The organism is Myroides sp., from assembly GCF_032073645.1.
Taxonomy (GTDB): Bacteria; Bacteroidota; Bacteroidia; order Flavobacteriales; family Flavobacteriaceae; genus Flavobacterium; species Flavobacterium odoratimimum.
In genome coordinates, this window is sequence record NZ_DAMANB010000001.1 from 46,155 (window position 1) to 59,829 (window position 13,675).

General features: G+C 30.3%; 8 protein-coding genes. 3 read left to right on the forward strand and 5 right to left on the reverse strand.

Features of this window, described 5'->3' with window-relative positions; genetic code table 11:
- The first annotated feature begins 994 nt into the window (after positions 1-994).
- Genes RT228_RS00215 through RT228_RS00225 form a run of 3 tightly spaced genes read left to right on the forward strand, consistent with a single transcriptional unit; the run spans position 995 to position 7,981 of the window.
- Complete coding sequence (locus RT228_RS00215) at positions 995-4,063, forward strand: SusC/RagA family TonB-linked outer membrane protein (RefSeq protein ID WP_313138337.1); 3,069 nt, start codon at positions 995-997, stop codon at positions 4,061-4,063.
- Positions 4,064-4,068: 5 nt separating this feature from the next.
- On the forward strand, positions 4,069-5,433 hold the full coding sequence (locus RT228_RS00220; protein WP_006266591.1) for a RagB/SusD family nutrient uptake outer membrane protein: 1,365 nt from the start codon (positions 4,069-4,071) through the stop codon (positions 5,431-5,433).
- A complete protein-coding gene (locus RT228_RS00225; RefSeq protein ID WP_006266590.1) occupies positions 5,420-7,981 on the forward strand; it encodes an alpha/beta hydrolase family protein in 2,562 nt (853 codons plus the stop codon). Before RT228_RS00220 ends, RT228_RS00225 begins: the two co-directional genes overlap by 14 nt.
- A gap of 27 nt (positions 7,982-8,008) precedes the next feature.
- Here RT228_RS00225 and RT228_RS00230 read toward each other — a convergent pair whose 3' ends face one another.
- From RT228_RS00230 to RT228_RS00250, 5 genes are all read right to left on the reverse strand, one after another.
- Positions 8,009-8,275 carry a DUF6520 family protein gene (locus RT228_RS00230; RefSeq protein ID WP_036497217.1) on the reverse strand — a complete coding sequence of 89 codons (267 nt, stop codon included), beginning with the start codon at positions 8,273-8,275 and terminating at the stop codon, positions 8,009-8,011.
- Between the two features lie 78 nt (positions 8,276-8,353).
- A complete protein-coding gene (locus tag RT228_RS00235; RefSeq protein WP_006266588.1) occupies positions 8,354-9,820 on the reverse strand; it encodes a DoxX family protein in 1,467 nt (488 codons plus the stop codon).
- A 66-nt stretch (positions 9,821-9,886) separates the two neighbouring features.
- Positions 9,887-11,251 carry a S41 family peptidase gene (locus RT228_RS00240; protein ID WP_006266587.1) on the reverse strand — a complete coding sequence of 455 codons (1,365 nt, stop codon included), beginning with the start codon at positions 11,249-11,251 and terminating at the stop codon, positions 9,887-9,889.
- Between the two features lie 7 nt (positions 11,252-11,258).
- On the reverse strand, positions 11,259-12,419 hold the full coding sequence (locus RT228_RS00245) for a hypothetical protein (protein WP_006266586.1): 1,161 nt from the start codon (positions 12,417-12,419) through the stop codon (positions 11,259-11,261).
- A 1-nt stretch (position 12,420) separates the two neighbouring features.
- On the reverse strand, positions 12,421-13,632 hold the full coding sequence (locus RT228_RS00250; protein WP_313138338.1) for an arginase family protein: 1,212 nt from the start codon (positions 13,630-13,632) through the stop codon (positions 12,421-12,423).
- Positions 13,633-13,675 lie beyond the last annotated feature (43 nt).

The following is a 13,675-nucleotide window of genomic DNA, read 5'->3' on the forward strand; positions in this document are numbered from 1 at the left end:
AGAAAATAAGTATCTTAGCCCATGACCTAGGCATGGGCTCACTTATTCATTGTACAGGTATGCCAGTACCTCAAGTTGGATAATGTGAGTACCCATGCCAACTTATTTTATATAGGTTTGGGATTTACTTCTCACTTTATTGAAATTCTTAAGTTTCGCTTTATATTAAACATACTACATACCTCTTATTCATACCGTCTCCCAATTAGGTATATAGAGGTTTAAAACAAAGGTGGATTTGTTTAGTGTTCTTATTTTATGAATGCTTGCAATACCTTATCTATCCTTAATGGACTTATCGAATGATTCTATTCGAGATTTTTTCAATTATTACATTTTATTAAACAACAAACAAGTAGTAACTAAACTCACATTTAGCCTATGATTAAACTTTAGTTTAACTAAATCTTATCGATGTAGATTGATTTGGCATTAACTCTTTAATGTTGGATGGCTACCCTATTACCTATTTAGTTAGAGTTATAACACATTTTACGCTAGGTCTAAAAACAGTTTTTAGATGCGTACAGGATAACTATTGCCTTTATCATACATAAATATAGCTCGTTCATCCATTCGGCTAAAAGGCAATAAAGATTAGTTAGTAAGGAAAAAAAGCTATGAAACAAGTCTCTCCTACTGTGCTATTTATTAATCACCCTTTAAAACTATTAATTATGGAGAAAAACCGCTTGCTATAAGCTTTAGCCTAGGTGGTTAATTATAGGCTTAGTCCTTAGTAGGCATTTAAACAAACAAAAACAGTATGGCTTAAAGGGATTTTAAGTCGTGCTAAAAGTCCATGACTATCCCTTTGCTCTAGTTTGCATTTTGGGAGACGTGCTTTAGAGCTTGGGGATAGTTTTTATAAAAATATATATGAATTAAATATTACCAATTAACTAACCTTTTGATATAGGGCTTGTTTAAGTACTACGGCAATAAGAATCTTAATGATTTAAAAGCATTTATATCAAAATCAATTATAAACATTATGAAAACTCAAATTTTAATCTTTTCTAATTGTAGGACAGCTATATCACTAATATTATTAGTTGGCTTGTTAAGCTGTCCAATCTATGCCGTATCAAATGATAAACATTTGTTTTTTAGCGTATCTGACTTGTTACAAGATACAAAACAAAAACCAACTATAAAACTAACAGGTACTGTAAAAGATTCCTTTGGTGCTCTTGGGGGCGTTATAGTGACCGTTGGGACTACAATAGTTACAACTGATTTAGATGGTAAATACACCATTGATATTACTTCTGGTGATAAGATAACCTTTTCAATGATGGGTTATAAAGATCAGTCTATTGTGTACACTGGTGGTAGTTCACTTAATATTACCCTTAGTGAAGATAATAATACACTTGACGAGATAGTGGTTAATGCAGGATATTATACCGTTAAGGATCGTGAGCGTACAGGTAGTATTGCTAAAATTAAGCAAACAGATATTGAGAAAACACCTGTTAAAGACTTTATAGGAACTTTACAAGGTAGAATAACAGGAGTACAAGTTTCTCAAAAATCTGGTGTACCTGGTAGTGGCTACTCAATAAAGATAAGAGGAAATAATAGTCTTAGATCTTCTGCAAATAATCCATTATACATAATAGATGGGATACCTATACCCTCAGATAATATGAGTAGCTCAATAATCTCAGGAGGATCTATTCCTCAAGGGGGAATTTCACCGCTAAACAATATTAACTTAGAAGATATTGAAAGTATAGAAATACTCAAAGATGCTGATGCTACTTCTATTTATGGCTCTCGAGGAGCTAATGGAGTAGTCTTGATAACAACTAAACAAAACAAGGAAAGAGGTACACATTTTACACTTAATAGTTCTACAGGTGTAGGACACACAATTAATCGGATGAAAATGATGAATACACAAGAGTATTTATCTATGCGAGAAACAGCATTTACTAATGATAATATACTAGACTATCCAGTAGATGCATATGATGTAAATGGCGTTTGGGATAAAAATAGATATACAAATTGGAGAAAGGAGCTACTTGGTGAAACAGCTCATTTTAATCGGGTACACCTAAAGGTAACTGGTGGAAATGCAAACACCCGATTCTTAATCAGTACGACAACAAAACAAGAATCGTCTGTTTTTAAAGCTAATACTCTTTATAAGCAACTAAGCTTTTTTTCCTCTATGAATCATACATCAAAAGATGAACGATTTAAATTATTATTTTCAACTTCTTATTCAAAAAATGATAATAAACTTCCCTCTATTGATTTAACTAAACAAGCATATTCACTTAGTCCTAATGCTCCTAAATTATACAATGTTGATGGTACTCTTAATTGGGAAGATGGTACTTGGGAAAATCCATTAGCAAGAACCAATAGCATATACAAAAATAAAACTCAAAGCTTTACAATTGGTGGTGACCTAAGCTATCAATTATCTCCAAGTATTACTGCAAAAATTAATATTGGTTACATAAATTACAATAACTATGAAATCAATACATTACCCTCAACCATATATAATCCTAAATATGGTAGAACAAGTACTAATTCTTCATTATATCTAAACCAAGGTAATACAAATACACTAATTACAGAGCCGCAAATTTCTTGGAACAAAGGTTGGGGTATTCACAATATACAGGTACTATTAGGAGGTAGTTTTCAACAGCAAAACACAGATATACTAAATCTAACTGCAAGCAATTTTATTAGTAATAGTCTAATTGAAAGTATAGGGGCAGCTAATAGTATAAGAGTAAACTCTCATTTATTAAATCAATACAGATATCAAGCATTCTTTTCAAGAATAAATTATCAATTTAAAAATCAAGGTTTCATTAACTTAACTGCCCGAAGAGATGGTTCAAGTCGTTTTGGAGATAATAATCGTTTTGCAAATTTTGGAGCAATTGGGGCTGCTTGGATTCTGATTAACAATCAAAATATTAAGGCTTCAGATATTATAAACTTTGCTAAAATAAGAGCTAGTTATGGAACAACTGGTAGTGATCAAATTGGAGATTATCAATATCTAGATACCTACTCAGTAAACTCTAATAGTTTAGCCTATTACGATGGTAGTGTAGCCATACAACCCAGTAGATTATACAATCCAAGCTTTGGCTGGGAGATCAATAGAAAGTTTGAAGTTGCATTAGATCTAAACTTTTTTAATGATAAAATAGTTCTAAACACCGCTTGGTATAAAAACACTTCATCAAATCAGTTAGTTGGTTTGCCTTTGGCTGCAACAACAGGTTTTAATACAATTCAAGCAAATCTAGATGCGAAGGTTCAAAACACAGGACTCGAAATAGACCTTATTGGTAAGATTATAGATACAAAAGATTGGAAATGGTCAAGTTCTTTTAATGTCTCTTTTGAACAAAACAAACTCTTAAAATTTCCAAACTTAGAATCTTCTCCTTATGCAAACCAATATGTGATTGGTAAATCTACTCAAATACAAAAAATGTATCACTATCAAGGAGTTGATCCAGTTACAGGTCAATATAAGTTCAAAGATTTTAATGAGGATGGAAAACTAACCTATACAGATGATAGAGAATCACTTATTGATTTAAATCCTAAATACTATGGTGGAATTACCAATAATATAAGCTACAAAAACTGGTCTTTAAGTTTCTTATTCACCTTTAGCAAGCAAACCTCAATCTTATATAATCTAACAAATGGTGTTGCTGGGGATATGATTAATCAACCGAAAATGGTGAAAAACAACTTTGATCAATCCCCTTCTAATGATTTTCAAAAATACACCTCTGGTCGAGACTCCAAACTTACTGAAGCCTATTATGATTACTTTATTGAAAGTGACTATTTAGCTCAAAACTCAAGTTTTATTAAGCTCAAGAGTCTTGAACTTTCATATATGATTCCAAAAATTATAAATAATAACATACAGGGAAAAATCTACTTTCAAGGATATAATCTATTAACTATCTCTCCTTTTAAAGGAATTGATCCTGAAACATCCAACTTTAATTTTTTGCCTCCAACAAGAACCTTCACAATTGGAGCTGAACTAAATTTTTAAGAATTATGAAACATTTAATCAATATAGCTATAAGTATAATTATTCTTGCATTACTATCTAACTGCCAAGATTATACTGAAATTGATTTACCTAAAAATCAATTAACAAGACCCGTTGTATTTGAAGATCAACAAACTGCAACAAGTGCTTTAAATTTTATTTATTCACAAATAAGAGAATATAGTTTAATGGGAGGAAATTCATTAAGTGCCACTCAAATCTGTTCAATATATGCGGATGATCTAACTTATAACAGTAGTTCGGTAAATGATTACTCGAATCTATTTAACTACAATATAACTGCCAATACAAACATTTTCTACTCTATTTGGTCTAGAAACTATAGTATACTTTACTCTATAAACTCCTTTATTGAAGGAATTGAAAAGTCTTCAAAACTTGAGGATAACTATAAAAATCAAGTATATGCAGAAGCCTTAACCTTAAGAGCATTTTTACATTTTAATTTGACCAATCTTTTTGGAGATATTCCCTATATAACAACTACAGATTATACCCTTAATAATAAAGTTTCACGAACTAACCAAGAGCAAGTATACAGACTATTAACTCAAGATTTATTGCAAGCTGAGCAATTGCTCTTTGAAACCTATCCTACTCAATTAAAAACACGCATCAATAAGTCTAGTGCTCAAGCACTACTGGCTAGAGTTTACTTATTTCAGCAAAATTGGACAGAAGCTATCTCTTGGGCTACAAAGGTCATTAATGCAAACTCCTTGTATCAACTAGAAACAATAGACAAGCTCTTTTTAAAAGAAAGTAGCTCAACAATCTGGCAATTACAATCAGGTAATACAGGAAATAATACGCTAGAGGCGATGTCATTTATCTTGGAAACACCACCAGTAACCTACTTAATTTCAGAAAATTTAATTAACAGCTTTTCTTCCAGGGATCAAAGGTTGAAACTTTGGACAAAAGACATTGGCAATTTCAAAATTCCTTACAAATATAAAGCTAAAGGAAACACTACTACCTCTAAAGAGTATACCATTGTTTTAAGACTTGAAGAACTCTATTTAATTCGAGCTGAAGCTTATGCTAAAAGCAATCACACACTAGATCTTGCTTTACAAGACTTGAACACCGTTCATTTAAAGTCTGATACACAAAAAATCACTTTAACTAATCAAACTGATATTCAAGAAGCAATTTTTAAAGAAAAGCAACTAGAGTTCTTCTCTGAACAAGGACACAGATGGTTTGACCTAATAAGAACAAATCAAGTAGATGCCATATTAAGTAAAAACAAACATAACTGGAAAACTAATAATAAACTTTTCCCTATCCCCTTAAAAGAAATAAGTATTAACCCTAATCTATTACCTCAAAATGAAGGCTATTAATCCACTTCTAATACTGGTTTTTACATTTTCAATACTTGCTTATTCACAAGAGCCTAAACAAATTCAAATAACTGATTATAGGCTTTGGAGCAATCTTTTAAATTATGATATCTCCTCTAATGAAAAATGGTTTTATTGGAACATCAATTACCCCAATATAACAGATACCCTTTTTATTAAAAACACAAATGATAATAAAATCCAAGCCTTTAGGAACAGTCAACTAATAGCGTTTGATGCCCAACAAAAATTTGCTTTAATTCAAAATGACAACGCTCAAACCTATTATACAAATCTAGAGGATCGAAAAGTGCAAATTTTGCAAGGAGAAGATGCTAAATTTATTTTTGATGACCAGTTCATAGTTACTACCAATCAAGCAAAGAAAACAATTTCTCTATTTAATAGAAGTAGTAATCAAGTAAGTCTAACTGCATCCTTAGAAGAGTTGTTTGTAAGTGCACAAAAAAATATACTAATATGGATAACATCTGATAATAGTATACAAATAGCACAAATGATAAAGGATAAATTAGCGATTAAAACTATTTGTCAAGCAGGTGGATTAAAACGAAAAAGACTAACTATGAATAGTCAAAATTCGATGCTAGCATTTTTAGAAGAAGACAATGAATCTTATGGGACTTTAAAGTCTCATAGGATTCATATCTTAGATTTACAAAAGTTGACTAATAGTACAATCGATTTAAAATCCTTCAAAGAATTTGGACAATACCTCATTGTTGACCATTTGAATTACAAATCACTTCAATTTAATGAACAAAGTAATTCTCTGCTATTTACAATACAAAAGAAAACAAACAAATCTGTGCAAACAAACCAGGTTCAAGTCTGGCATGCTAACGATACCTTAGAATACCCAAGAAAAAAGATATTGAACCCTGAAAACATTCCCATACTATCAAGCTACAATTTAAAACAAGAACATATTAATATTCTAAGTCAACCTAGTTCCATACAAACAATAATTCTTAATAACTCTAATTTTGCCTTACAATACTATCAAAATCAATTTGATAGTAAATACAGTAGATTAGGTAGTAGCGATATATATATACTGGATATAGAAAATCAAACAAAACACTTACTTGTCAATCGTTTTCCAATAAATAACTTAAGTAAAAATCTGAGTTTATCTCCAAATAATCAGTACCTGTCTTACTACTGGCAAGACAATTGGAATATCTATAATACAAGTACTCAGACAACAACTAAAATCCCTATTAACAAATTTGATTCCTTCACTGCAGCAAACCAATACAAACCTGATAATAGCTTATTACTAGATTATGCTATATGGACTACAGATAACACACTCTTGTTAACTGGAAATCAATTTTATTGGTTATATAATCCTAAAACAAGTAAAATTCATAAAGTTGTTTCTAGAAAACATCAAAATTATACTTTGACAATCAAACAATTTGCTAATCATCTCAAATATAGTAATAACTTCTATTTGACATATCAGCCTATAATTGATATAAAACAAGGATTCTATTTTACAGGTATCAATAAAAACTTTTACCACTCACTCTTTACCTATAAAAATAATCAGCTTACGAAAATACTTGAAACACCACATAAGCTAGTTGATGTTAAAAAGATTAGTCCTAATAGCGTACTCTATAGGATACAAGACAGTAACCTTGCACCTGAAATCTATCTTAAAAATAAAAAGCATAATAATAGATTACTACAAACCAATGATTTTCAAAAAGACTTTACTTATCCTAAAAAAGAAATTATTTACTATACCAACTCTCAAGGTGATAGCCTAAAAGGACTCTTACTGTACCCTACTGTTTTTAATAAAGATAAAAAGTATCCTATGATAACTCATGTCTATGAAAAACAGGTAAACTTTGAATACCAAGCTTATCACATACCTACTTTGTATAATCCTAGTGGGTTTAACTCCATTAATTATACTTCTAATGGATACTTTGTCTTTTTTCCTGATATAGCCTATGAAATTGGTAATGTTGGTAAATCAGCTGTTGACTGTGTAATCTCAGCTATAAAAGCATTAGAAGTAAATGACTACATTGACTTTAATAACCTTGGTCTAATTGGTCATTCCTTTGGCGGCTATCAAGTTAATTTTATAGCCACACAAACAGATATATTCCATGCTATTGTATCTGGTGCAGCTAACTTTGATATCATATTTGCTTCTCTTACTTTAGATAACAACAATACTTATACTAATCAAACTTGGAGGTACTTAAACTATCAAATGAGAATGGCCACTAGTGCCCAAGATAACTACTTAGGTTATCTCAACAACTCTCCTATTTTCTTTGTCAACAACATAAATTCCAACGTATTATCCTGGACTGGAGAAAATGATTATTCAGTCAATAAACAACAAAGCATTGCTTTTCACCTAGCTATGAGAAATTTAGACAAACAACATACTTTACTAATTTATCCCAATGATGGGCATATTCTAACTATACCAGAACATCAAAAAGACCTATCAAATAGAATAATGTCCTTTTTTGAGAAAAACTTAAAAAAATAGCGTTGGATTTCTCCAACGCTTTTATTATTAATTAGCTACTTTTTTGAATAACGGTAACACACATTGTGTATCAGATTCCCATAAATATAGATCATGAGTTCCGTCCTTACACATTTGTACATTTTCAGTTAGAGAACAAGTAATATTTGTATTTGTACAAATATTATTTATTTCTCTATATCCATCTCTATCGTTAGGATCAGCTTTTGTATCAATATTACTTGCAAAAGCACCTACAATTGCAATAGCAAATGCTGCTACTGGCATTACTACATTTTTAATGGTTGGTTTCATAATAAATAAATTTGATTAATGACCTACTCTATTCTTACAGGTTTTTCAGTCTTTCCCCCTGTCCTTGGCCATGGAATATTATTTAAATCGATCAAGATTTAATTCATACTTTCTAATATAGGTGTCAAAAACAACAAATAAATACTGATCGTTAAATATGAATTCAACTAGTTTGTTATTTTTTCTATTTGGAATTACAAAACTAAACTGGTAGCTAGAATCCCTCAAATCATAAACATCAATCACAGAAGTATTTCTCCAATTAATTTTAGCCTCATTCTTCCCTTTTAAATTTGAATTAATTAATAAATAGTTACCAAATGTAGCTGTTCCCATATTTGTTGTAAGTGGAGGGGTTAGCATCTGTTTTTCTTGTTGCAAAGAGGAAATTGTTATTTGAGCTTTACTAATGGTATCTATTGTTTTCCCAGCATATTCTAAGGTTAATGTTGGCTTAATAACCAAATATTCATTTCTATAAAAATAAGTGTATATAACTCTATTCAATTCCTGATTGTATAATAAAGTACCATCGGTATCAAAAACTCCATCTATTTGTTTAGTAAGTAAACTATCGTTTAGATCAATACTCAATTTTTCAAGATCAATAAGCCCTAAGACATCTGCCCCTTTTGATTTACTTCTGGCTCTAACAATTATACTATTCTCGGCTATAGGCTGAGATAAAGAAAAGTAATACTTTGAAGATTGTCTCTCTAGTTTTTTCGATTTTAATCTACCTTTATAAATGAAAGGAACTACTCCATCTGTTAAGTAAACTAGAGAATCTATTATATGCAACCTTGTTTTATAATAAGTTTTTTCACTATCCTCTAATTGTAGTGAACTAGAAACTAATGTATCTAAGTTCGTAGATAAACTACCTAAAAAAAGAGGTGCTGTACTATTTCCAAGATAAATACTATCATTTTGTAGTCCAATCAGATAATATGAATTTAATTCCAAATCGTATTCATTTACATAGTTGAGTGCATAGGAAGCAAATTTTCTGATAAATGGATTTTCTTTTTTTATGATGTGTTCTGAAGAGAGAAACAGTAGAATAACGATACCTATGCTTAGTATAGTTAGTAATATAGAAGATATAATAAAACGATTTTTGTTTGTTTTATTATTCTCTTTATCATTTTCTTGAAAGTAGATGGCTAATAATCCCAAAATACATACGATGATATTAAACCATAGATGCTCTGTCCATCCCATCTTTTCAAGTATGCCTCCACAAGAGCAAGGAATAAAGTCGCTGTAGTTTAATATCAAATAGATATAAATAGTAAAAGCTACCATTAATCCGTAACTAAGATACAATCCTAAAGTCTTAGTCTGTTTTAATGTTAGGAACAAAGCGATAACAAGTTCAACAATAATAACCAAATAAGCTATTGTAGTAGCGTAAGCGCTTAATAGTGGGGACTGAGTCAGTTGAACTTGAAACGCTTCAAAAGTGATGAGTTTGCTTATAGCTGCATAAACAAAAAGTAATACAAAGAAATATTGTACAATAAGTGAGAATTTGGCTTTCATAGTATTGGCATTTTGGGATATCCAAACCTACAAATAGCTAAATACCAAAACAATACGTGTTTTTACCTAATTTTTAATATACTTTAGTATGATATCTTCTGAAAGCTCTTCTTTCACCAAAATATTAGGTTCAACACCTATTTGATCAAGTACTTTTCCTTGACTTGTAACATACATTGCTGTGGGTAAAAAAAGTGTATAACCATCTCTGATTTTAAACTCCTCTGCGTTTAGCATTTTACCAGCTGATTTCTCGCCAATGATTATAGCCATTTTATTTTCTTTAAAGCCTTGTAGAATAGGCTCACAAGTACTTGCTGTTTTTTGATTTACCAAAAAATAAAGCTTTTGATAAGGTATTGTATTTTTAGCTTCAACCTTTAAAACAATACCTTCTTTTTCTGAAATTCCCTTTAAGAGCAACTCATAGTTTGCTTTGCTAAAAACATCATATTGATTCAGTTCTTGCTTTGTTGGTAAACTATTTTTTGTATTGTAGTATTTTCTTGTAAGAAACACCCCTCCTACTATATCCTGTTTCACAAGTCGTTCTGCGAAAGTCATTCCTGCCTCAATACTTCCTCCGGAATTATCTCTTAAATCAATTACAAGGTTTTTAAACTGCTTTTGAGCTACTTGATCTAAAACCTTATTCATATCTTCTGAAGTGCCCGAAAAAGAGCTTATTTTTAGGTAATACGTATCACTATCTAAGAACTTATGTGAAAAATCTGTAGTTTGAGATTTTATATATTTATCCCAATCTTCCCACGCAATAAAAGCACTGTAGTGCGAAAAACCTAAATCATTGCTGAAATAATAAAACCCCATTAAAAATTCTAAATCATCTCTGAACTTCTCACAAGAATTGTCCATATGTTTTTTAAAAGTCTGCCATTTCTTGGAATCTAAAACAGACCTATTATATATCTTATCTTGAGTTATTTTTTCTATATCATTCCAAATTGCTTTATAATCTTTCTTTTTAATCTTTAGATTCAAATCTGAATTAAATAAACCAACTGTTTCTTTTTTTCCATTGAGTAACTTCCCTTCTATCCTATCATTTGTTTTAATAGCTCTAAAATAGAAATTACCAAACATTGTGGTCATAACTCCTTTTAAAGAGTCCCCCTTAATCTCTCCCTTTTGAATCTTTATTAAACTCCCTCCCTCTAACTTTTTATTAAACAAACGAGCCACACCTGCTTTCATTCCCCCTAAAATAAGTTTATCACTTCCTTTTGGGCTCTCAGCAAAAAAAGTATTCTCTTGTTTATTAAATGAAAAATCGAAATGGGTTTGTACAACACCGATATCTTTCATTTTTAACGTTGTAGGCCACTCTTGTGGTACATTAGCCTTTGTACATCCTGTAATTGATGAGAAAAAAAGTAAAAAAAGACTTCTCATATAGATTTTAAATTTCATAATTGGTTTACTTTAGTATGATTTGGTTTTCTAATAGGTCATCGATTGCTTTTTGTTGATACGTAATATTATCAATACAATAGCTATCCATGATTTTCACTTGGTTGTTTTGAATATAGGTTAATAATGTGAAGAGCTCATTTGACATTTCAATACTTACTAAGGTTAATTTATCAAATAGTACATTCACCGTATTAAATTTTAAAATATGGTAACGCTGAAAATTAAATAACAAAGAATTTCCTCTTGGTATTAAATCTTTGTTTTCTATTGTTTCTTTAGGTAAAAACTTTTCTAAATATAGCCATCCTTCCCATTGCGAAGGATACTTCTTGATATAATGCTCCAAGATCAAGAATAGCTTCTGAGTTGTTTGTTTTATATAAGATTCAGAATCTTGATCTACTTGTAAAATTGGCGCTTTAAATATCAGCTTTATTTTTCCCCAGTCCTCTCTTGGAGCAACAACTGGAATAATTGGCAATTCAAAACGAGATGAAATATAGGCTATTCCTTTTCTTGCCAGTATAATACTATCTAAAAATACAACTTCTTCTAAATTCTTATTATCGCGAAGTGGTACACCTGAATTTCCATCGATATAAAAAACTAAAGAATATCCTCTTTTTATATAGTCTCTAATCTGCAAAATTGAATTTCTGTTCTCTGCATTTATGATTTGAAAATCAAAATTGAAAACTCCTTTATTTATTTGATTATTTAGTTTTTCTATATCCAGGTAGGTTTCATCACCTTGTTTTTCAATATATTGCTTATCTGTAATCAAGACAAAAGGTATTTGTTTTGAAATTAAGTGCATATTAAGTATTCGATAAGAACCGACATGATATGTACAATAGATTGTCGATTGCTTATTATCTAACAGCTCTTTACTATTTTGATCATATACTACATCCATTGTATCTAATAGCTCTACATATTTTTGATCAAAACTTGCCCAACTTTGAAAATACTTAACCTCTCTTGCAAAGTTCTCATGACTTTCTACAGTAAAAGAAATTTTATTTAAATTCTGATCAATCTGATAGAAGTATTGCATTAATATGGGATTACTTTTAAAATCAGTCTCCATAAAGTATGAACGTGCACCTATAACCCACTCGTAATAACTATAAGGCAACTTAAATTCTAATATATTTTTGTCCATCTTAATTTTTGTATTTGTTATTTACTGTTCTAGTTAGTAGGTGTACTATTAGTTGTAATACTATATCTCCTGTTACACCTGTTTGATCTCTTTGTGGATCAACTTCAACAAGATCTATACCTGCTATGTTTAGTTTTTTAAATAAGATATCAAGCATGTATATAACCTTATTAAAGGAAAGTCCATTGCTAATTGGATCAGAAACACCTGCTAATAAATTAGGATCAAATACGTCAACATCAAAGGTTAAATAATAAGACAAATCAGTATCAATAGCACTTAACCAATCATTGCTCTGTTGAATCTGAAAAGAAGTAAAAAGTACGTGTTTCTTATTTAATTTTCCTGTTAGTTGACAACCTTTCAAACCTCTGGGACCAAGTGTAATTACCTGTTTTATTCTATCAAGTTCTAATACCTTCGTTAAAAAGTTACCATGATGATTTACCGTAATATCTCCATAGAATTCATCAATTTCACTGAAGTAAGTATCTGAATGTGCATCAAAATGAATTACTCCTATATCATTACTATCGCTAATTGCTTTGATAATCGGATAACTTATCGAATGATCTCCACCTATTGAAAAAGGGGTGTTTTTATTCTCTACCAAATGACTAATCAACTTATCTATTTTGCGAAAATAATTACTTGGTGACTCTGTCAAATAATAAAACAAATCTCCAATATCCATTGTATTATCAATCAATGCTTCTTTATTAGATTCTAATAACTCCTTATCCAACCCTAATAATTGTCCCAACAGATTTATATTTAAATGTGCCAAATTAAATCGAGATGAAATTGTTCTTAAATAAGAAGGTCCTTTTTCTATACTCAATGAATTAATATTTCCCATAGCATAGGGAATTCCTAACAAGCATATTTTATTTCTTACTTCTTTATATTCTTGTGCTTGAAGTCCAAAATAATTTTGATTATAAAGACGCATCAATGGTTCTACATTATACTCGTACTTTAAAACAATTATCTGATTGTTAAGTAAAAAACTCCAAAAAGATTTCTTCTCTTCTATTGTACTGATATTGATACTACAAAACTCTTCATAAGTAAAATCTACCTTTTTAAAAGCATTAATTATCGAGTATGATTCAAAGTTTAAAGCACATCTTTTGAGAGTTATCTTATTTTCGACAATAACTTCCTTCTCTAAAACTTGAAAACTGACACATTTTGCTACTATATATACCATCTTTAAAAACAAAGATTCCTCCAAAGAATCATTATTACAATAC

Coding starts and splice junctions, on each gene's coding strand:
- RT228_RS00215 (WP_313138337.1), top strand. CDS start 995: ATGAAAACTCAAATTTTAATCTTTTCTAATTGTAGGACAGCTATATCA.
- RT228_RS00225 (WP_006266590.1), top strand. CDS start 5,420: ATGAAGGCTATTAATCCACTTCTAATACTGGTTTTTACATTTTCAATA.
- RT228_RS00230 (WP_036497217.1), bottom strand. CDS start 8,275: ATGAAACCAACCATTAAAAATGTAGTAATGCCAGTAGCAGCATTTGCT.
- RT228_RS00220 (WP_006266591.1), top strand. CDS start 4,069: ATGAAACATTTAATCAATATAGCTATAAGTATAATTATTCTTGCATTA.
- RT228_RS00240 (WP_006266587.1), bottom strand. CDS start 11,251: ATGAAATTTAAAATCTATATGAGAAGTCTTTTTTTACTTTTTTTCTCA.
- RT228_RS00235 (WP_006266588.1), bottom strand. CDS start 9,820: ATGAAAGCCAAATTCTCACTTATTGTACAATATTTCTTTGTATTACTT.
- RT228_RS00245 (WP_006266586.1), bottom strand. CDS start 12,419: ATGGACAAAAATATATTAGAATTTAAGTTGCCTTATAGTTATTACGAG.
- RT228_RS00250 (WP_313138338.1), bottom strand. CDS start 13,632: ATGGTATATATAGTAGCAAAATGTGTCAGTTTTCAAGTTTTAGAGAAG.